Annotated in this window: 21 protein-coding genes; 7 read left to right on the top strand and 14 right to left on the bottom strand. The window is 66.1% G+C overall.

All coding sequences use genetic code 11. From position 1 onward, the window contains the following. Nucleotides 1-23: 23 nt before the first annotated feature. A complete protein-coding gene (locus tag FHW78_RS08520) occupies nucleotides 24-779 on the bottom strand; it encodes an SDR family oxidoreductase (protein WP_183639479.1) in 756 nt (251 codons plus the stop codon). 234 nt (nucleotides 780-1,013) lie between these two features. On the opposite strand from FHW78_RS08520, the gene FHW78_RS08525 reads away from it, so the two are divergent. Then, complete coding sequence (locus tag FHW78_RS08525) at nucleotides 1,014-2,588, top strand: winged helix-turn-helix domain-containing tetratricopeptide repeat protein (protein WP_183639480.1); 1,575 nt, start codon at nucleotides 1,014-1,016, stop codon at nucleotides 2,586-2,588. Between the two features lie 42 nt (nucleotides 2,589-2,630). On the opposite strand, the gene FHW78_RS08530 is transcribed toward FHW78_RS08525, so the two are convergent. Then, complete coding sequence (locus FHW78_RS08530) at nucleotides 2,631-3,635, bottom strand: LacI family DNA-binding transcriptional regulator (RefSeq protein WP_183639481.1); 1,005 nt, start codon at nucleotides 3,633-3,635, stop codon at nucleotides 2,631-2,633. A gap of 92 nt (nucleotides 3,636-3,727) precedes the next feature. On the opposite strand from FHW78_RS08530, the gene FHW78_RS08535 reads away from it, so the two are divergent. From FHW78_RS08535 to FHW78_RS08555, 5 genes are all read left to right on the top strand, one after another. Further along, entirely contained in the window at nucleotides 3,728-4,780 is a 1,053-nt protein-coding gene (locus FHW78_RS08535; RefSeq protein WP_183639482.1) for a sugar phosphate isomerase/epimerase family protein, read from the top strand. Between the two features lie 27 nt (nucleotides 4,781-4,807). Next, the gene (locus FHW78_RS08540; protein WP_183639483.1) at nucleotides 4,808-6,022 is read left to right on the top strand and encodes a nucleoside permease; all 1,215 of its coding nucleotides are present in this window, start codon (nucleotides 4,808-4,810) and stop codon (nucleotides 6,020-6,022) included. 11 nt (nucleotides 6,023-6,033) lie between these two features. Next, nucleotides 6,034-7,158, top strand: a complete 1,125-nt coding sequence (locus FHW78_RS08545) for a Gfo/Idh/MocA family oxidoreductase (protein WP_183639484.1) — start codon at nucleotides 6,034-6,036, stop codon at nucleotides 7,156-7,158. Nucleotides 7,159-7,225: 67 nt separating this feature from the next. Continuing rightward, the gene (locus FHW78_RS08550) at nucleotides 7,226-8,080 is read left to right on the top strand and encodes a sugar phosphate isomerase/epimerase (protein WP_183639485.1); all 855 of its coding nucleotides are present in this window, start codon (nucleotides 7,226-7,228) and stop codon (nucleotides 8,078-8,080) included. A 32-nt stretch (nucleotides 8,081-8,112) separates the two neighbouring features. Then, nucleotides 8,113-8,394 (top strand): cytochrome c, encoded by a 282-nt coding sequence (locus tag FHW78_RS08555; protein WP_255443170.1) that lies wholly within the window; start codon nucleotides 8,113-8,115, stop codon nucleotides 8,392-8,394. Nucleotides 8,395-8,426: 32 nt separating this feature from the next. Here FHW78_RS08555 and FHW78_RS08560 read toward each other — a convergent pair whose 3' ends face one another. The 6 genes from FHW78_RS08560 to FHW78_RS08585 form a co-directional block, all read right to left on the bottom strand. Beyond that, the gene (locus FHW78_RS08560) at nucleotides 8,427-9,170 is read right to left on the bottom strand and encodes a DUF1080 domain-containing protein (protein ID WP_183639487.1); all 744 of its coding nucleotides are present in this window, start codon (nucleotides 9,168-9,170) and stop codon (nucleotides 8,427-8,429) included. A gap of 44 nt (nucleotides 9,171-9,214) precedes the next feature. Continuing rightward, nucleotides 9,215-9,793, bottom strand: a complete 579-nt coding sequence (locus tag FHW78_RS08565; RefSeq protein ID WP_183639488.1) for a gluconate 2-dehydrogenase subunit 3 family protein — start codon at nucleotides 9,791-9,793, stop codon at nucleotides 9,215-9,217. Next, a complete protein-coding gene (locus FHW78_RS08570; protein WP_183639489.1) occupies nucleotides 9,793-11,478 on the bottom strand; it encodes a GMC family oxidoreductase in 1,686 nt (561 codons plus the stop codon). The genes FHW78_RS08565 and FHW78_RS08570 overlap by 1 nt, the downstream gene beginning before the upstream one ends. Nucleotides 11,479-11,513: 35 nt before the next feature. After that, nucleotides 11,514-12,344 (bottom strand): TIM barrel protein, encoded by an 831-nt coding sequence (locus FHW78_RS08575; RefSeq protein ID WP_255443270.1) that lies wholly within the window; start codon nucleotides 12,342-12,344, stop codon nucleotides 11,514-11,516. A 529-nt stretch (nucleotides 12,345-12,873) separates the two neighbouring features. Beyond that, nucleotides 12,874-13,659 (bottom strand): phytanoyl-CoA dioxygenase family protein, encoded by a 786-nt coding sequence (locus tag FHW78_RS08580; protein WP_183639491.1) that lies wholly within the window; start codon nucleotides 13,657-13,659, stop codon nucleotides 12,874-12,876. Nucleotides 13,660-13,814: 155 nt separating this feature from the next. Continuing rightward, on the bottom strand, nucleotides 13,815-14,663 hold the full coding sequence (locus tag FHW78_RS08585) for a LysR family transcriptional regulator (protein ID WP_183639492.1): 849 nt from the start codon (nucleotides 14,661-14,663) through the stop codon (nucleotides 13,815-13,817). Between the two features lie 105 nt (nucleotides 14,664-14,768). Between FHW78_RS08585 and FHW78_RS08590 the strand changes: the two genes are divergently transcribed. Further along, nucleotides 14,769-15,260, top strand: a complete 492-nt coding sequence (locus tag FHW78_RS08590; protein ID WP_183639493.1) for a lipocalin-like domain-containing protein — start codon at nucleotides 14,769-14,771, stop codon at nucleotides 15,258-15,260. A gap of 14 nt (nucleotides 15,261-15,274) precedes the next feature. Here the strand turns inward: FHW78_RS08590 and FHW78_RS08595 are convergent, their stop codons facing one another. The 6 genes from FHW78_RS08595 to FHW78_RS08620 all read right to left on the bottom strand — a co-directional run bounded on the left by FHW78_RS08595 (nucleotide 15,275) and on the right by FHW78_RS08620 (nucleotide 20,204). After that, entirely contained in the window at nucleotides 15,275-15,859 is a 585-nt protein-coding gene (locus tag FHW78_RS08595) for a TetR/AcrR family transcriptional regulator (protein WP_183639494.1), read from the bottom strand. A gap of 28 nt (nucleotides 15,860-15,887) precedes the next feature. Next, nucleotides 15,888-16,373 carry a hypothetical protein gene (locus tag FHW78_RS08600; RefSeq protein WP_183639495.1) on the bottom strand — a complete coding sequence of 162 codons (486 nt, stop codon included), beginning with the start codon at nucleotides 16,371-16,373 and terminating at the stop codon, nucleotides 15,888-15,890. A gap of 275 nt (nucleotides 16,374-16,648) precedes the next feature. After that, nucleotides 16,649-16,801, bottom strand: a complete 153-nt coding sequence (locus FHW78_RS08605; RefSeq protein ID WP_181444231.1) for a hypothetical protein — start codon at nucleotides 16,799-16,801, stop codon at nucleotides 16,649-16,651. A 37-nt stretch (nucleotides 16,802-16,838) separates the two neighbouring features. Further along, the gene (locus FHW78_RS08610) at nucleotides 16,839-17,675 is read right to left on the bottom strand and encodes an aldose epimerase (protein WP_183639496.1); all 837 of its coding nucleotides are present in this window, start codon (nucleotides 17,673-17,675) and stop codon (nucleotides 16,839-16,841) included. Continuing rightward, nucleotides 17,665-18,702: a glycoside hydrolase family 43 protein gene (locus FHW78_RS08615; protein WP_183639497.1), complete on the bottom strand. Its 1,038-nt coding sequence runs from the start codon at nucleotides 18,700-18,702 to the stop codon at nucleotides 17,665-17,667. The genes FHW78_RS08610 and FHW78_RS08615 overlap by 11 nt, the downstream gene beginning before the upstream one ends. Next, nucleotides 18,699-20,204 carry an MFS transporter gene (locus FHW78_RS08620; protein WP_183639498.1) on the bottom strand — a complete coding sequence of 502 codons (1,506 nt, stop codon included), beginning with the start codon at nucleotides 20,202-20,204 and terminating at the stop codon, nucleotides 18,699-18,701. Before FHW78_RS08620 ends, FHW78_RS08615 begins: the two co-directional genes overlap by 4 nt. Nucleotides 20,205-20,229 lie beyond the last annotated feature (25 nt).

Raw genomic sequence — 20,229 nt, forward strand, 5'->3', positions numbered from 1 at the left:
CGATGGTCCTGACGGCGCTGCGGTCACGCAGCCGCGTTCGAACGGACCAGCCAGTCCTCGAAACGGATCGCGCCCAGGCGCGCATCGGGACCAGGCGTCAGCGACTGGTCGTCCAGTTCGCCGCCGAAGTAGCGCGCATGCACGTCCGCCACGACCTTGCGCGTGTCTCCCGTCACCGCGAACAGGCGCTTGGCCATTTCGTCGAGCGGGATGGCCTCCGGGCCGGCGATCTCGATCGTGCCGTCGATTGGCGTTGCCTGCGCGACATCGGCCAGCGCGGCCACCACGTCGTCCGATGCAATGGTCTGGATGAGCGCTGGCGACAGGCGGACTTCATCGCCGACGACGGCCGCCTGGGCGATGCCGGCGACGAATTCGTGGAACTGGGTGGCGCGCACGATGGTGTACGGAAGTCCCGACGCCTTGATCAGGTTCTCCTGCGCCACCTTCGCGCGGAAGTAGCCGTTGTCGGGATTGCGTTCACTTCCGACGATGGACAGCGCCACGTGGTGGCGTACGCCGGCGGCGGCTTCGGCGGCCAACAGGTTGCGGCCGGAGGTCTCGAAGAATTCCAGCACCGCCTGGTCGTCCCAGGCCGGTGCGTTCGCCACGTCGACCACTACCTGAGCACCGTCCATGGCCTCGGCCAGGCCTTCGCGGGTAATGGTGTTCACCCCGGTGCCCGGGGCGGCGGCCAATACTTCATGACCGTGATTGCGCAGGGTGGCGACGAGTTTCGAGCCAATCAGGCCGGTGCCCCCGATGACGACGATCTTCATGTGCATGTTCTCCGCTGGGTCAACGGCAGGACTTGCCGCCGATGGAGAAAGCTTGCGCGCCGGTCCCGGCGAAGTCCTTGCGGCGACCTTCAAGAAACCTTGGAATCCGCTTGGATTCGCGCCGGCGCCGGGACTGGCCGCCGGCCCGGTTCGGTACGGCCGTGCAATTCAATCGGGTACCATGACGCGATTCCCTCGGGCACGGGGCGCGAGGGTACGGCAAGGGCGTTGACCGTGCGATTCGCGTTCGAAGACTGCTTGCTCGATGACGAGCGCCGGGAACTGACGCTGCGCGGGCAGCCCGTTTCCATCGGCCCGCAGGTCTTCGATCTGTTGCTGTACCTGGTGCTCCATCGTGACCGCGTGGTCGGCAAGGACGAACTGCTGCAGGTGGTATGGAGCGGCCGGATCGTCTCCGAGTCCACGGTCGCCAGCCACATCAACGCCGTGCGCAAGGCGATCGCGGACACCGGCTCCGAACAGCGCCTGTTGCGCACCGTCGCGCGCAAGGGATTCCGCTTCATCGGCGAGATCCGGGACGACGACATCGCGCCGGTACCGGCCCTGCCGGATGCGCATGGCAGCGGCGTCGGCGCGCTGTCCGCACCGATGCTGCCCGACAGGCCCTCCATCGCCGTGCTGCCGTTCCAGAACCTGAGCGGTGACAGTGGCCAGGAGTATTTCGCCGACGGCGTGGTCGAGGACGTCATCACCGCGCTCTCGCGCGTGCGCTGGCTGTTCGTCATCGCCCGCAACACCAGCTTCGCCTACAAGGATCATCGGGTGGATCCGCGGACGGTCGGCCGCGAGCTGGGCGTGCGCTACGTACTGGAAGGCAGCGTGCGCAGGGCTGGCAACAAGGTCCGCATCACCGGGCAGCTGATCGACGCCTCGACCGGCACGCACCTGTGGGCCGAGCGCTTCGAGGGCACGCTCGACGACATCTTCGAGCTGCAGGCGGAGGTTGCCGAAAGCGTGGTTGGCGCAATCTCTCCGCAGTTGGAGCGCGCGGAAATCGAACGCGCCAAGCGCAAGCCGACCCAGAGCCTGGATGCGTACGACTACTACCTGCGCGGGGTCGCGAACCTGCACAGCGGCAGCCGCGAAACCATCGAGGAAGCGCTGCGCCAGTTCTATCGCGCCATCGAGCTGGATCCGGAATACGGTTCGGCCTACGGCGGGGCGGCCTGGTGCCATGTCTGGCGCAAGGTCAACGGCTGGATGATCGACCGGCCCGTGGAGGTCGCCGAGGGCGTGCGCCTGGCGCGGCTGGCGGTGACCTGGGGACGGGACGACGCGGTGGCGCTGACCCGCGGTGGCCATGCGCTGGGCCACCTGACCCGCGATCTGGACGGCGGCATCGCACTGCTGGATCGGGCGGTGCTGCTGAATCCGAACTTCGCACCGGCCTGGTTCCTGGGCGGTTTCCTGCGCATCTTCCACGGCGAATCGGAAAGCGCGATGGCGTTGTTTTCCCGCGCGGTTCGGCTGAGCCCGCTGGATCCGGAAATGTTCCGCATGCAGGCGGGCATCGCGCTGGCGCACTTCTTCGCCGGCGATTTCGATGCCGCATCGATCTGGGCGGAGAAAGCGCTCAGCAACCTGCCCTCGCTGCTGGTCGCCGCCGTGGTGGCGGCGGCGAGCCATGCGCTGGCCGGACGCGCGCGGCAGGCCAGCCTCGCCGTCGCGCACGTGCGCGCGCTGGATCCGTCGCTGTCCCAGTCCAGCCTCGCCGACTGGCTGCCCATCCATCGCCCGCAGGATCTCGTGCGGCTGACCGAAGGGCTGCGCCTGGCGGGCCTGCCCTGACGGCTGCCTGGCGGGATCATCCGGCCCTGTTCCGGAGCTTCCCTACGAGGCGGGCGCGGCAGTCGATCCGCGCAACATCAGGCTGAATTCCAGCGTCTGCTGATGCGGCACGTCCACGCCCTCGATGATGGCGAGCAGCAGCTTGACCGCACCCATGCCGATCTCGCGCATCGGCTGGCTGATGGTGGTCAGCGGCGGGTTGAGGTAACGGGACGAGGCCAGATCGTCGAAGCCGACGATCGAGAAGTCCTCCGGCACGCGGATGCCCAGATCCCGGCACGCGGCGAGCATGCCCAGCGCCATCTGGTCGCTGAAACAGAATGCGGCGGTCGGCGCGGCCGCCTGGCGCAACAACCGCTTCGCGGCCGCGTAGCCGGATTCCACCGAGAAGTCGCCCGGCACGATCGTCAGCTGACGCAGGCGGCCACGTACCCTGGCCGCGATCCGGGCCCCTTCCAGCCGCTGCTGGTGCAGCGGATTGTCGGGCGGTCCGCCGATCACGGCGATCCGCTCATGGCCCAGGCCGTAGAGATGTTCCATCGCGGTGCGCGCGGCGGCGGCGTTGTCGATGTGGACACTGGGAATGCCCAGCGCCGGATCGAATTCGCTGCCGTTGACCACCGGCGCGTTGGCGCCGAGTTGCCGGACGATTTCCTGCGCCGTTGGCGGCAGCCGGTGCCCCAGCACGATCAGGCCATCGGCTTCGTTGCGCGGAAGCATCTGCGCGTAGCGCTCCTCCCGATCCGGCTGGTGCTGGGTATCACCGAGCAGGACGGCGTAGTCGGCCGCCTGCGCGGCTTCCTCCGCACCCTGCAGGATCTGGGCGAAGAACGGATTGGCGATGTCCGGGACCGTGACCAGGATCTTGCTGCTGCGTTGGGTCTTGAGCGTCCGGGCCACCGTGTTGGGGACATAGCCCAGCGCGGCCGCCGCCTGTTCGATGCGCTTGCGCGTGGCCGGCAGGACCTTTTCCGGCCGCGACAGCGCGCGCGACACGGTGCCTGCCGAAACGCCGACGTGCTTCGCGATGTCGTAGATGGTCGCCATGTCAGTCCCGGGTTCCCCGATGCGGTGCACAACGCGTGTCCGGGTTGGCCCATGCTAGGATAATGCAATCGATTGCATCGAGGCGGATTGACGTGAAAACACTCAAGGGTCCCGCGCTGTTCCTGGCGCAGTTCATCGGTGACAAGCCTCCTTTCAATCGTTTGGACACGCTGGCCGAATGGGCCGCGGGGCTCGGCTATTCTGGCCTACAAGTGCCGACCAGCGCGCCCCATATCTTCGATCTCGCCCAGGCCGCGCAGAGCCAGGCCTACTGCGACGACGTGGCCGGCATGCTGGCCGGACACGGTATCCAGATCACCGAGCTGTCCACCCACCTGCAGGGACAACTGGTCGCCGTCCATCCCGCCTACGACAGCCTGTTCGACGGCTTCGCCCCGCCGGAACTGCGCGGCAATCCCGCCGCGCGGCAGGCCTGGGCCGTCGAGCAGGTGAAGCTGGCGGCCAAGGCCAGCCAGCGCCTGGGGCTGAAGGCGCATGCCACGTTCTCCGGCGCGCTGGCCTGGCCTTACTTCTATCCCTGGCCGCAACGGCCGCCCGGTCTGGTGGAAGAAGCCTTCGCAGAACTCGGCCGCCGCTGGCGCCCGATCCTGGATGCCTTCGACGCCTGCGGCGTGGACCTTTGCTACGAGATCCATCCGGGCGAGGACTTGCACGACGGCGCGACCTTCGAGCGTTTCCTCGAAGCGGTCGATCACCATCCGCGCGCCAAGATCCTCTACGACCCCAGCCACCTGCTGCTGCAGCAGATGGACTACCTGGGTTTCATCGACCGCTACCACGAGCGCATCGGCATCTTCCACGTCAAGGACGCCGAGTACCGCGCCAGCGCGCGCAGCGGCGTCTACGGCGGTTACGAGAACTGGATCGATCGTCCCGGCCGGTTCCGCTCGCTGGGGGACGGCCAGATCGACTTCAAGGCGATCTTCTCCAAGTTCGCCCAGTACGACTTCCCGGGCTGGGCCGTACTGGAATGGGAGTGCTGCCTGAAGCATCCGGAAGACGGCGCGCGCGAGGGCGCGCCCTTCATCCGCGACCACATCATCCGCGTCACCGAGCGCGCCTTCGACGACTTTGCCGACAGCGGCGCCGATCCGGAAGCGTTGCGCGGCATGCTGGGGATTTGAACCAACACCGACCTGGGAGGGGAAGTCATGACGTTCGCCATGTCGCGCCTGAGCGCGATGATGTTCCTTCAGTTCTTCATCTGGGGTGCGTGGTTCGTCACCCTGGGCACCTATCTGGTACAGGGACCGCTGAAGGCCAGCGCCAGCCAGGTGGCCACCGCGTTCCTCAGCCAGTCCATCGGCGCCATCGTCGCGCCGTTCCTGGTCGGCCTGGTCGCCGACCGTTACTTCGCCGCGCAGCGCATCCTGGCGGTGTTGCACCTGGCCGGCGCGGTGTTGATGTGGGTCGCGTCCACAGCCACCAGCTTCAACACCTTCGCGACCTGCGTGATGGTGTACATGCTGCTGTTCATGCCGACGCTGGCGCTGGTCAACAGCATCGCCATGCGCCACATGCAGTCGCCGGAAAAGCAGTTCCCGCTCGTCCGCGTCTCCGGCACCATCGGCTGGATCGTCGCCGGTGTGCTGATCGGCTGGCTGGGCTGGGAACAGGCCCATCGCCTTGAACTCACCTTCCGCATGGCCGCGGCGGCCTCGCTGGCGCTCGGCCTGTATGCGCTCACCCTGCCGCACACGCCGCCGCTGGCGCAGCAGCGCAACGCGGGCGTCGGACAGATCCTGGGACTGGACGCGCTGCGCCTGCTGAAATCGCGTTCGTACCTGGTGTTCTTCCTGGCCTCGATCGCGATCTGCGTCCCGCTGTCGTTCTACTACAACTTCACCAATCCCTATCTCAACGATCTGGGCGTGCGCGGCGCGGCCGGCCTGCAGTCGCTGGGCCAGGTATCCGAAGTGCTGCTGATGCTGGCCATGCCGTTCCTGTTCGTGCGGCTGGGCGTGAAGACCATGCTGGCGGTCGGCATGGCGGCGTGGGTGCTGCGTTACGGCATGTTCGCCTATGGCGACGCGGGCAGCGGGTTCTCCCTGCTGGTGATCGGCATCGTGCTGCACGGCATCTGCTACGACTTCTTCTTCGTCACTGGCCAGATCTACACCGACGCGCATGCCGGTCCCGACACCCGCAGCAGCGCGCAGGGTTTCATCACCCTGGCCACGTATGGCGTCGGCATGCTGATCGGCACCTTCCTGTCCGGCGCGGTCGTGGAGCACTACACCACTGCGGCGGGTCCGGACTGGCGGCAGATCTGGCTGTTCCCGGCGGGCGTCGCGCTGGTGGTGCTGATCGCCTTCCTGTTCCTGTTCCGTGATCGACCGGCCGCCGCCGCGTCGTCCGCACATTGAGGATTGCGTAGATGAGCAAGCTTGGAGTCGCCATCGTCGGCACCGGCATGATTGGCGCCGTGCATCGCCGCGCCGCGTTGCTGGCGGGCGCCGATGTCCGCGGCGTGGTCGGTTCGTCGCCTGGGCGCGGGAAGGAAGTGGCGCAGGCCTGGGATATCCCGCGCGCCTATCGCGACATCGAGGAAGCGCTCGCCGACCCGCAGGTGCAGGTCGTGCACGTGTGCACGCCCAACCACCTGCACCGGGCGATGGCGCAGGCCGCGCTGGAAGCCGGCAAGCACGTCATCTGCGAGAAGCCGCTGGCCACCACCCTGGAGGACGCCAAGGCGCTGGCGGCGCTGGCCGCCTCCACCGGACGGGTGGCCACGGTACCGTTCGTCTACCGCTACCACCCGGTCGTGCGCGAAGCCCGCGCGCGCATCGCCCAGGGTGAACTGGGTCCGCTGCGGCTCATCCACGGCAGCTACCTGCAGGACTGGCTGCTGGATCCGGCCAGCAACAACTGGCGCGTGGATCCGGCGCTGGGCGGCGCTTCGCGCGTGTTCGCCGACATCGGTTCGCACTGGTGCGATCTGGTGGAATGGGTCAGCGGCGAGCGTTTCGTCGATGTCAGCGCCGCCTTCGAAACCGTGATCGCCGAACGCGCCGCCGCCACCGGCCAGAGTTTCGCCACGCCGGCGGCGGGCGGTGCGATGCAGGCGGTGTCGAGCGAGGACGTCGCCGCGGCCCTGTTCAAGACCGCCAACGGCACCCTGGCCTCGCTGACCGTCAGCCAGGTCTCGGCCGGTCGCCGGAACCGCCTGTGGTTCGAAATCGATGGCGCCCAGGCCAGCGTGGCGTTCGATCAGGAAGACAGCGAACGCCTGTGGATCGGCCTGCCCGACCAGCGCGAGGAAATCTTCACGCGCGGACCGGGTGCCGGAAGCGCCGAACAGCGCCGGCTCTCGGTGCTGCCGGCCGGCCACGCGCAGGGCTACGGCAACTGCTTCGAGGCCTTCGTCGCGGACACCTATCGCGCCATCTTGGCCGAACGGCCGGAAGGGTTGCCGACGTTCGAAGACGGACTGCGCTCGGCACTGATCGTCGATCGCGTCATCGCCTCGGCCCGCTCCCGCGCCTGGACCCCCATCGCCTGAACACACGAAGACAGGCCCCGACCGCTTTTCTTTCCTGTAGTCATCGGAATCCCCGGAGGACACCCTGATGCGCACCACCCCACGCAAGATTGCGACCACCGCCCTGCTGCTCCTGGCGACCCTGCCCGGCTTCGCCAGGGACGCCGCCACGCCGGCCCAGCCCATCGCGGTGCAGATGTACACGCTGCGCAACGTCGCCACGCTGGATGAACAGCTGAAGATCGTCCACGACGCCGGCGTCCACGCGGTGGAAACCGTCGGCACGCAGAACGTCACCGCCGCCGAACTCAAGCAGCTGCTGGACAAATATGCGATCAAGGCCGTCTCCACCCACGTGCAGCTGGCGGATCTGCGCAAGGATTTCGATGGCGTGGTGGCGTTCAACCAGACGCTCGGCAACACCCATCTGGTCGTGCCATACCTCGGCGAGAAGGAACGCCCCACCGACGCCGCCGGCTGGGCCGCACTGGGCAAGGAACTGGGCGAAATTGCCAGCAAGGCCCAGGCCAAGGGCATGACCCTGGCCTACCACAACCACGACTTCGAGCTGATCGATTTCGGTGGCAAGACCGGTCTGGAACTGCTGTTCGACGCGGCCGGCCCCGCGCTCAAGTCCGAACTGGATCTGGCCTGGGTGGCGCGTGCCGGCTACGACCCGGCCGCGATGCTCGGCAAGTTCAGCGGACGGGTGTTCGCGGTGCATGCCAAGGACAACGCGCCGAAGGGCCAGGCCACGGACGAGGGCGGCTTCGCCTCGCTGGGCCAGGGCGTCCTGGACTGGAAGACCATTCTCCCCGCCGCCGAGAAGGCTGGCGTGCAGTGGTACATCATCGAGCACGACCAGCCGCGCGATCCCGCCGCGGTCGTCAAGGCCGGCGCGGACTACCTGCGTGAACACCTGCCGGCCGGCGCGACGCACTGATGCGCGGGCAGCGGATGCTGAAATCCATCGGCATGGCGACCCTGGCCTTTGTCGCCGTGGCGTTGGCGACCGCCGCGGCTTCGGCGGAAGACGCCACCGCGGGCGCCAAGGTCTATGCCGCCAACTGCGCGGCCTGCCACGGCGCCAACCGCGCGGGCGTGGCGGGCGCGTTTCCGGCGCTCACCGATGTCGGCAAGCGGCTGGATCCGAAACAGATCAAGGAACGCATCCGGAAGGGCGGCGGCATGATGCCGCCCTTCGGCCATCTGTCGGAAAAGGATATCGAAGACCTCGCGGCCTTCCTGAAGCAGTAGGACGCGCGCGGAGGCTCGCTCCGCGCCATCGCTTACAGCTCGCGCACCCAGATGTTGCGGAAGCTGACCTTGGAATCGTGATCCTGGATGTAGATCGGCGCGCAGCCATGCGGCGCGTAGGACGGCGCGCCGATGTATTCGGTCTTGCCGGACAGCACGGTATCGTTCTGCACCAGCACGCCGTTGTGCAGCACAGTGATGCGCGCGGGCGAGAGCAACCCGCCGCCTTCGGAAAAGCGCGGTGCATTCCAGATGACGTCGTACGCCTGCCATTCGCCCGGCGCGCGCGAGGCGTTCACCAGGGGGATGGCCTGCTTGTAGATCGAGGCGGCCTGGCCGTTGGGATAGGTCGCGTTGTTGTAGCTGTCGAGCACCTGCAGTTCGTAGACCTCCTGCAGGAAAATGCCGCTGTTGCCGCGATGCTGGCCATCGAAGCCTTTGGTCTCGGTGGGCGTGCGCCATTCCACGTGCAACTGGACGTCGCAGAAGCGCTGCCTGGTGCGGATGCCCTTGCTGCCCGGCACCACCGTGACCGCGCCATCGGCGACCGTCCAGGGCGCCTTGCCACCCAGTTCGCTCTCCCAGGCCGAGAGGTCCTTGCCGTCGAACAGCACCACCGCATCGGAAGGCGCGGCATCGCGCGGCGTGGCCACCGTTGCCGGAATCGGCTTCCAGACCTCGGTCTTGGCGGGATCGCGTTGCGGGTCGGCCTGCGCCTGTGCGAGCGCGGGGCCCGCGGCCAGGAGGCAGGCCGCCATCAGGATCGGTTTGCTCATCGTGTTCCCCAGCCAGAACGGTTCGGACGAAGCGCCCATGTCCATCAGTCGGTCGCCCAGGCGGGCGTGCCCGGAACGTAGGGCATGTCGCCGTCATAACGGCCCGGCACGGCGACGTACTGCAGCGCCTCGTTCGCCCCCACCTGCGAGGTGAAGAAGGTGAAGATCGACAACTGCTTGAGCATGGTGAAGTAGTGCGGCTTCACCGGACCCTTGCTGGCACCCCCGGCGGCCGCCTTCGCCGTGCTCAGGTAGTCGCGCGCTTCGGTGTCCAGGGCGCGCAGCAGTTCAGTGCGGGCCTGCGGCGCCAGCGCGACGAAGCGGCCACCGGCACGCTTGTCGAGATCGGCCAGTCCGGCGCGGAAGATCGCCAGGTTCTCCGGCGTATAGCAGTCGGTCACGTACAGGGCCATGAAGGGACCCGCGCCCGCGTCCTTGGCACCCGGGGTCTTGGTCCGCGGCAGGATGGTGTCCGCGACCTCGTCCAGCAGGGCGATGTCGGTGGCCGAGAAAGCGCTCTTGCCGTTCGGAGCCGGCGCCTGTCCGTAGACAAAGCCCGGAATGCCAATCATGGCCGCGCCGGTGGCGGCGGCGATCATCTTCAGGAGTTCGCGACGTTCCATCACAGGTTCCCCGCCTTGAGTTCGCGCACCGCGTGATCCGCCGCCCGCGCCGTCATCGCCATGTAGGTCAGCGACGGATTCACGCAGGCACTGGAGGTCATGCAAGCGCCGTCGGTCACGTAGACGTTGGGCGCATCCCAGACCTGGTTGTGCTTGTTCAACACCGAGTTCTTCGGATCCCGGCCCATGCGCGCCGTGCCCATCTCATGGATGCCCATGCCGGGCGCGTAGTCGCTGTCGTGGGTCCTGACGTCCTTGACGCCCGCGGCCTCCAGCATCTCGGCCGCATCCGCGCCCATGTCATGGCGCATGGCCAGCTCGTTCTCGCGCATGGACACGTCCATCGCCAGCACCGGCAGACCCCACTTGTCCTTGCGGTCCGGGTCCAGGCTGATCCGGTTCTCGTGGTAGGGCAGCATCTCGCCGAAGGCGGTCATGCCGATGGACCAGTCACCCGGCAGGGTCAGCGCGTCCTTCAGTTCGGCGCCCACGTTGAGTTCGGCGATTTCGCGCGACCAGCCGGAACGGCTGGCCCCGCCCTGGTAACCGAAGCCCCGGAGATAGTCGCGCTTGTCGTTGCCGACGTTGCGGAAGCGCGGAATGTAGAAACCGCAGGGACGACGACCGAAGTAGTACTTGTCCTCGTAGCCGTCGACCCGACCGGACGCACCGACGCGGAAATGATGATCCATGACGTTGTGCCCCAACTCGCCGGAGGACGAGCCCAGTCCACCCTCCCAGATATCGGTGGCCGAGTTCATCAGCACCCAGGTCGAGTTGAACGACGAGGCATTGAGGAAGATGACCTTGGCCGTGTACTGGTAGGTCTGGCCGGTCTCGGCATCGATGATCTCCACCCCGCGCGCCCGCTTGCGATCCTTGTCGTACAGCACTTCCTTGACGATCGAGAACGGACGCAGGGTCAGGTTGCCCGTCTTCATCGCCGCCGGCAGCGTCGCCGACTGGGTCGAGAAGTAGGCACCGTAGGGACAGCCCAGGATGCACTTGTTGCGGTACTGGCAGTTGACCCGGCCCTGCTCGGGCTTGGGCTGGGTGATGTTGGCGGTGCGCGAGTGGATCATGTGGCGGGTGCCGCCGAAAGCCTGCTTGATCCGCGCGGCCACGTCCTTCTCGACGATGTTCAGCGGAATGGGCGGCAGGAACTCGCCATCCGGCAGCACGTCCAGCCCCTCGCGGGTGCCGGCGATGCCGGCGAACTTCTCGACGTAGTCATACCAGGGCGCGATGTCGGCGTAACGGATCGGCCAGTCGGTGGCGATGCCTTCCTTGAGGTTCGCCTCGAAATCCATTTCCGACAGGCGATAGCTCTGCCGGCCCCACAACAGCGAACGGCCTCCCACGTGGTAGCCACGAAACCAGTCGAAGCGCTTGGTCTCGGTATAGGGACAATCCTTTTCGTCGGCCCACATCCCCATCGTTTCCTCGGAAAGCGGGTAGTCGCGCATCAGGACCGGATGTTCCGCGATCATCGCCTGGGTCGGCCGGCCGCGATGCGGATAGTCCCACGACTCCTTCATCGCGTTGACATAGTCCTTGACGTGCTCGATGTTGCGTCCGCGTTCCAGCATCAGGACCTTGAGGCCCTTCTCGGTCAGTTCCTTGGCAGCCCAGCCGCCACTGATTCCTGAGCCAACGACGATGGCGTCGTAGTGATTGTCTGCCATGGGTACTGTTTTTCCCTGGGTGGATAGCTGTTGTTTCAGACGTCGCAGAGGCGGATCGCCTCACGCAGCGAGGCGACCGGATCCGGTGCGGCAGGCATGAACTCCTGCGCCAGGTAACCGTCGAAGCCGGTGTCGCGAATCGCGCGACAGATGGCGGGATAGTTGAGTTCCTGGTCGTCGCCGATTTCGTGCCGACCCGGTACGCCCGCCGTGTGGTAGTGGGTGAAGAATTCGTGGTGCTTTCGGATGGTGGCGATGACGTCGCCTTCCATGATCTGCATGTGGTAGATGTCGTACAGCAGACTGAAGTGCTTCGATCCCAGCCGCTTGCACAGGGCGACGCCCCAGTCGGAGTGATCGCACAGGTAATCGTGGTGATCCACCTTGGAATTCAGTAGTTCCATCACCAGCATCACGCCGCGCTTCTCGGCATGCCCGAGGATGCGCTTGAGCCCGGCCTCGGCGTTGGCCAGGCCCTGCTCGGGATCCATGCCGTTGCGGTTGCCCGAAAAGCAGATCAGGTTGCGATAGCCGGCGTCGGCCACCAGGTCGATGTGGCGGGTGTAGCGCGCCACCAGTTCGTCGTGGAACTCGGTCCCGGCGAAGCCCTTCACCAGGTCGATCTCCGCGCCGTTGCACATCGAACTGTCCACGCCATGCGCCTTCAGCGTCGGCCAGTCTTCCGGCCCGACCAGGTCGATGGCGGAGAAACCAATCCCCTTCACTATCTGGCACAGCTCGGCGACCGACTGCTTCGGAAACGTCCAGCGCGCGACGGAATGTTTCAGCTTGCCCTTGAGCGCGAGCGGCTTTTCGGCGGCAAACCCGGGCATCACCCCGGCGGCGGCCAGTCCGATACCGCCCATCACCGCCGCGCGCAGCGCACTTCGTCTCGTGAACTTCGGGTCCAGGGGATTCATCCCGGCGTCCTCACACCACAAAGGAAAGCTTGCTCAAACGAGTCTTTCGAGGCAACGCCAGTGCCACGGGAAGCGCACCGGCCGCCTGCGTGCTGCGCCGGTTCGATCGAATAGACATCCATCCATCCCCGGCCTCCCAACCGGCACGAAACCTCGAAGATTCGCCCTGATGCAATCGATTGCACCATAAAGCAGCCCCGCGTGTTCATGCAAGACTCCGGACACGAAATCTTATGCTGCACGGCACAACAACGACGCGCGCCTCGTCGCGTCATTTCCGCTCAGCGCCGGGTGACTTGCCACCAGGGTTCAGAGCGATGAACGCACGGCTCGCGATGCACCTGACAGAAGTCCGCCATCAACGGAACGGAACGTCAGCCATGTCGATCGGATGCCTTGCTCAAACATGGCCACGATGGTTCCCGGATGCGCCTTGATGCGCGCTCGCCAGGCATCGACGCGCTCAGGATGGCATTCAGGCTCCGCCGTCGTCTTTCTGGTCCGTGCTTCCGACCGCTTTGCGTTCGCCGGTGCGCTGGTTGACCTTCACCCGCCACGGATAGTGATCGCCCTCGCCTCCCGCGTCGCGTTGCTGGAGATGGTTGGTGACCGCCTTGCGCCAGGCGGGGCCGAGGTTGGCGGTGCTCATGTGCGGCGTCTTGGAATGATGGAACGCCACGTCGCCACGCTGCATGGGGCAGATGACGGTGCGGGTTTCATCCACCGCGCAGGTGAGCAGATCGCTCTGCACGCCTTCGACCAGGCGATGAGGAAGGATGCCGAGCCGATGCCCTTCGTCGATGAAGTGCATGCAGCCGTTGGTGGCGTCCACGTCCTGCAGGGGAATCCAGCCGGTGATGCCGCGATCGGCCAGATTGCGCCCCCAGTAGCCTTCGTCCTGATGCCATTCGGTGACCGCGCCATGGCCGGGCGGTTTGCCGAGGAACTGGTCGTACCAGAACGCCATGTCCAATCCCATCAACTGGGACGAAAAACGTTCCAGCCACCGGCGATACGGCTGCCCGGCGATATCCGCCCAGACCTTGCTCGGCGACGATTGCACGATGCGGAAACTGCGGTTCTCGCGGGACTCGCCCTGGCTCCATGCCCAGTCGTTGGCCATTTCGTTCTTCTGGGCGATGAGGATGTCGCAGTAACTTTCCAGTTCGTCCAGCGCCGGTTGCGGAAGGGCCTGCCTCACCACCAGGTAACCATGCTCCCGGAAGAATCCGATCTGCGCGGCATCTGCATCCGGGTACATGACGGCACCTGAGGGAAGGACGGAAGCGGCAGTAGATACCCCGGTCCGGAGCCGATCAATGCGGCGCCTTTACCTTGAGGCCATAGAAAAAGTACGGATTGGATCCCACTGCCGGCGGGCCGTGGCACAGGCGGGCGCCGCGCAGCCCCGACGGCTCAACGTGCCTGCTGGAAAGCCAGCGACATCAGGCGCAGGGCCTCGCGCGATCGGCGATCGTTGAGGCTGCTGTACAGCATCACTTCCTGTGCGGGAATCGGCGGCAAGCAGAGCACCTCGCCGGCGTCCATCGTGCCCGGAGGCGCCGTGCGCGGCGCCAGGACGGCAACGGCCATGCCGGCGGCGGCGGCCGCGCCGACCATGGCGGCGCCTCTACCGACGAAGACTTCTTCCCACGCGATGCCGGCTTCATCGAGGGCGCGCGTGGCCGCGTTGCGGATGCGGCAGGCCTTGCCCTGCGTGGCCAGCGGCAGCGGCTGGCCGGGAACCGGCCGCCAACCGGGTGCCGACACCCAGGCCATCGGTTCGGAATAAACCGCCTTGCCTCGTTTACGACGGTCATCCGGCCGCAGCACCCAGGCCGCGTCGAGTTCGTCCTGATCGTACAGCGCCATCAGATCCCGGCTGCCGCCCACGCGCATCTCCACCCGCAAACCCGGATCGTGGGCGTTGATCCGTCGCAGGAGCGAAGGCAGTTCGCTGCCGATCAGTTCGTGGCTGATGCCGACCACCAGCCGGCGCGCTTCGACATCCCATGCCGCGACGGCGCGGTCGTGGGCCGCGAGCAATTCGCGCGCGACCTCCAGGAACGCCTGGCCTTCCGCGGAAAGCCGGACGTGGCGCGGCGAACGCTCCATCAGGCGCCTGCCGAGCTGCGCCTCCAGCTTGCCCAGCCGGAGACTGATGGCGGATTGCGTGGTCTCCAGCGCGTCGGCGGCACGGGTGAAGCTCTGCAGTTCCGCCGCCGTCACGAAGGCCCGCACCGCGGTGATGTCCAGGGGCTTCATTTCAAGAATTCGATTTTGGAATGACAGATATCATCATGAATGCATTTTTGAAATGCTGGCGGCAGGGTACCGTTTTCGCCAACCCCACGCACGGTTCCCCCCGCCATGAATCCCATCCTCGGCATGACCCTCGCGATGCTCGCCGGCCTGGCCGCGCAAGATGCCCGCGCCGCTTCACCGGAATCGCCGCTGCGGGGCACCTGGACACTGGTCGCGGCGGACAAGATCCTGCCCGGCGGAGAACGCGTCCGGGACTACGGCGAGTCACCCACGGGCCGCCTGATCGTCGATGCCCGGGGGCGCTATTCCCTGCAGATCTTCAAGTCCGAACGCCTGCGTTTCGCATCGGACGACAAGGCACGCGGCAGCGCCGACGAATATGCCTCGGCCGCGCTGGGTTCCAGCACCCACTACGGCACGATTGCGGTCGACGCCTCGCGGCACACCCTCACCTTCCGCATCGAAGGCGCCTCGTTCCCCAACTGGGAAGGCACAAGCCAGCAGCGCGAATACACCCTGGACAACGGCGTGCTGACCTACCGGGTGCCGGCCAGGCCGGACGGCTCGATTCCGGTTTCCGTGTGGAAGCTGGACTAAGCCTCTCGCCGGCTCTACACCGACCTCAACCGGTCGGTCGCCGCCTTCGCAATCTCCCAGAACACCGAGGCATTGCCGGTCGCCCGCGCGGAGAGCATCGCGCCGTGTATCGACGCCATGAACACGGACGCTTCGGCGGACGGAGTGTCGTTCAATCGCATGTTGCCCTGCTCCACGCCTTGCGCCAGGGTCCGGCCAATCCAGGCATGAAGGTCGTTGAAATGCGCCTTCACTTCATCCGCGACTTCCGCCGGCACTGCTGGCAATTCCGCCGCCAGCAGCGCGCAAATGCAGATGGGCGGATTGGAGGCCTGGATGCAGTCCGCCCAGTAGCGCGAATAGGCCACCAGCCGCGTGAAAGCATCCGGGGTGGATTCGTCCAGCGCGCGCAGGCCGCGCCGGGTAGCCTCCCGATGCTGCGCCACCGTCGCCTTCACCAGATCCACTTTTGCGGGGAAGTGGTGGTGGATGCTGGCCTTGCGTACGTCGACCCGTTCCGCGATGTCCGCATAGCTGAAACCGTTGTACCCGCCGGAGGCCAGCAGCTCGTTCGCTCGCTGGATGATCTCCTGCGCCTTGGGCGAGTACTGCGGCTGCATGTCTGTTTCTGGAGTAGGCATCAATCGTTCACCCGGCCTGGAGGATTTTTTGCCTGCGCAGCGCGAGCATCTGCAAGGGAACGCCGATGATCAACGCCAGGAACAGCGCGCCCTGCACGCCGAGCAGCAGCGGGTCCTTCAAATCGGTCACCAGCGGATGGCCCACCGGCAGCCTGCGCAGGCTTTCGCTGACCGTGGGGACCATCAGCAGGAACACGCTGATGCTCAGAGCAATCGTTTGCACATGTTTCCAGAAGGTCTTCGCTGTTCGCCACCGCGCGATGCCATAGCCCAGCAACAGCATCGCCAGCGTGACGGACGCCACGATGGCGCTGACCGGCTGGTGCGCAATCGGATACACCGTCAGCACCCCCAGCAGCATGAACCAGAAATACGCACGCCCGGCGCGGGTTTCGGGAACGATCCGCCCGTGCTTGAACAGCATGTAGGCGGCAAGGGGAATGGCCGGAAGGCTGCCCAGCGTGTGGAGCCAGCCAATAGGAGAAATGCCCACGGGGTCGTTCCTGTCAGGGGATTGACGCAATTCTACCTACTAGTAGGTAGTGATGCAATGAGGTGAATGCCATCCCACTTCAAGCGGACACTCGTGATAGAGATCACCGTTGACCGCCACCTGTCCTTGCACTGCAGGAGAGTCATTGGTCAATGCCCGTTCGCGGAGAGGCACGCTCATGAGCCTCGCATGGACAAAGGTGCTTTCTGCAAACCGCCCTTTTCTAAAGAGATGGCCTGCACGATCTTGCATATCGTGCAGGCTCATCCTCTTTGTCACATCGGATCGATGTCAGCGACCGGCGTGTTCAGCAGTTGCTGTCCCGCAGATGGGTCGATGCCGTTATCGGCAGCAAGCTGCTTGGGGAAAACGCCCAGCTTGGCCACGCGCTTGGCGAAGCGGCGGTTGCTGCCATTGAAGGTGTTCAATCCCCCGGCGTTCAATACTGGTGGAGCCGCCAACGCTTCATGACCACCGCAAGTCGATCCACATTGCCAGCACCTGTCCCGGCTCAACGATGTGCGGCGCAAGATTGAATCCATCCGGCGGCCCCGTCTGTGGTTCCACGCAGGTCGCGTGCCCGGCGCCGTCGTACACCACCCAGTGCGTGCAATCGGATGTGACGTGGAGTCGTTGCCGCGCGCGTTCCAGCACGGCGCCGTCTTCGGCGATGAAGCAGTCATCCCAGGGGCCGGGCCGGGGCGGCACCAGCGGGAGCGTCGCGATGCCATCGTGGTCCCGTGGATACATGGCCGAGGGATGGAAGACGAGCCGGTCGGGCTTGCGGAACCAGGGATGCCAGCCCAGCACGGCCGGCATGGGCTGGTCGCCGGCCTGTACCGACAGGTCCAGCCGCAGACCGTGGTCGTGCAGGGTGATTACCTGCCTCGCGAGACCGCCAAAAGGCCAGTAGCCATCCTGCGGCAGCAGCAGGGACAGGGTTGCGGTGTCGTCATCCTGCGACTCGATTCGCCAGGAGCGGGAAAAGCCGAGGCCATGGATGGCGTGGCCCCCGAAGTTCACCGGCAGTTGGTAGGCGCGCCCACCTGCCTGGAAGCGACCCGCGCGCACGCGTCCGGCCCACGGCACCATGGGATAACAACCCCACGCGATGGTGTCGGGCCAGCCATCGTGGGGACCAATCAGCCAATCCACGCCGTCGAACCGGATCCGGGCGACGCGGCCGCCGGCGGCCGGTGCCAGATCGACCTCCAGCGATCCCCTGTGCAGACGAATCGTTTCGCCCGGCGGCATCGGTGCGGACGCATCGTCCCGGGGCAAACGACGGATCTCAGTCGCCATAGGGGTGGATGGTGCGGATGTGGCCGTGCGCGTCATGCTGCAGTTCCGTGCACTTGGCGGTGCGCAGGTGGGTGGCGCCGCCCGACAGCAGGGCGTCGTGATAGAACAGGTACCACTTGTCCGCGAACGCGCAGATGGAATGGTGCGTGGTCCAGCCGACCACCGGAGTGAGGATCACGCCCTGGTAGGTGAACGGCCCATAGGGGCTGTCGCCCACCGCGTAGCAGAGCAAATGGGTGTCGCCGGTGGAGTAGGAGAAGTAATAGCGGCCTGCATGCTTGTGCACCCAGGCGCCCTCGAAGAACCGTCGTTCGTGATCGCCGGCGCGCAGGGGTTGTCCCTGCTCGTCCAGGATCATGATTTCGCGCGCGGGTTCGGCCAGCGTCTTCATGCCGGTATCCAGGCGGGCCACCCGCGGCCCGAGCGCGGGCGCGTCCGGAGTCGGCTCCTCGTGCATGGCGTCATGGCGGTTGTCGCGGTACTTCTGCAGTTGCCCGCCCCAGATGCCGCCAAAGTAGAGGTAGTGCTCGCCGTCATCGTCCCGGAAGACCGCCGGGTCGATCGAGTAGGCGCCCGCGATGGGTTCGGGCTCGGCGGTGAACGGTCCCTCCGGTCGATCCGAAACGGCCACGCCGATCCGGAACAGGCCATCGGCCTGCTTGGCGGGAAAGTACAGGTAATACCTTCCATCGCGGCAAGCCGCGTCCGGCGCCCACATCTGCCGCTCCGCCCATGGCACATCGCGTACGTGCAGGGCGACGCCGCAATCGGTCGCCGGGCCATCCGGCGAATCCATCCGCAGCACGTGGTAGTCCTCCATGACGAAATGGCCACCGTCGTCGTCGAAGGCGGCACCGCCGTCGATGTCGTGGGACGGGTAGATGTACAGGCGCCCGTCGAACACATGCGCTGACGGATCCGCGGTGTACAGATGGGTGAGCAACGGCTGCGAGATGGCGCACGCGGCCAGTCGTTCCAGTTCGGCGGCCGGCGTTGCCGGCTCTCCGTGGGGGAGGATGTCGGTCATGGGGAGGAAACCTCGGCGTGCAGGGGGCGGTCGACGGCGCGGCGGCGCTGGTCGAGTTCGTGCTCGATGCGCACTTCCATCCGCTTGTCGATCTCGTAGATGAAGAGCAGCGCCACCGCGATCAGGAACGGAAGGGCGCAATAGACGCTGACGGTCAGGCGGATGCCGTCCACCACGGCGGCCGGTTGAGTTTCCAGCCCGGCCTGATAGCCGTAATGGGCGAGGATGCCGGCGACCAGCGCACCGCCGGTGCTGAGGCCGATTTTCAGCCCGCACAGCATCGCCGAGAAGATGATCGCGGTGGCCCGTCGGTGGTTCTTCCATTCCGAATAGTCGGCCACGTCGGCGATCATCGCCCACAACAGCGGGATGGTGATGCCGTAGCAGAAGCCGTGCAGCATGAAGGCGACGAACACCCAGCCCACCGCGGTGGGCGGAAACAGGTAGAACGCCAGCAGGAACAGCGTGGAGACCAGCAGCGCGACGCCGAAGACATCGCGCTTGCCAAACCGATCGGCCAGGCGGCGCGACACGCCGATGCCCAGGATCATGCAGACGATGCCACCGCCGTTGAACAGGCTGAAGGTGGACGTGGCCGGATCCTCCGGCCACTGGAAGCCGGCCAGTCCCGCGCCGGTCAGCATGGCGTTCAACGAAGCGATCAGGCCATTGAAACCGGAATCGCGCAGGAAAGCGGCCAGCGCGGCCTCGCTCATGTAGTACTGGAAGTAGTAGATGTAGGTGCCGCCCTTCAATGCCAGGTTGGTGAACACCAGCACCGTCAGGGCCAGCATCACCTGCCACGGCCGGTTGCGCAGCAGATCGGCCAGATCCTGCAACACGCCGGCGGACTGCTCGCGGGTGGGAACGATGCGCTCGCGCGTGGTGAGGAAGGTGATCAGGAAGAACACCGTGCCAACCACCGCGAACAGGGTCATCACGCTCTCGAATCCCCTCACCCGATCCCCGTCGCCCAGGATCAGGACCAGCGGCAGCAGCAGCACCTGGATGATGAACTGGGCAATCATCACCGCCACGAAGCGGTACGAGGACAGGCTGTTGCGCTGGGCCATGCTGCCGGTGAGCACGCCACTGAGCGCCGAGTACGGCAGGTTGTTGGCCGCGTACACCAGCACCAGCAGGCTGTAGGTGGCCAGCGCGTAGATGATCTTGCCCCGCTCGCCCAGTTCCGGCGTACTGAAGGCCAGCAGCGACAGCACGCCGAATGGCACCGCGGTCCACAGGATCCAGGGCCGGAACTTGCCCCAGCGGGTGGAGGTGCGATCGGCGACGATGCCGATCACTGGCGTGAACACGAACGCGCCCAGCAGTCCCACCACGAAGATGATGGTGGCCGCGGTCGCCGGCGGCAGCCGGTAGACATCGGTGTAGAAGAACGCCAGATAGGTGATCAGCGTCTGGAAAATCAGGTTGGCCGCGAGATCGCCCAGGCTGTAGCCCAGCTTCTCGCGGATCGACAGCGGCTGTTCGCGGCTGGACATGCGTGTTTTCCCCCTGGCATCGGTG

It is taken from the genome of Pseudoxanthomonas sp. OG2, from assembly GCF_014192765.1.
Classification (GTDB): domain Bacteria; phylum Pseudomonadota; class Gammaproteobacteria; order Xanthomonadales; family Xanthomonadaceae; genus Pseudoxanthomonas_A; species Pseudoxanthomonas_A beigongshangi.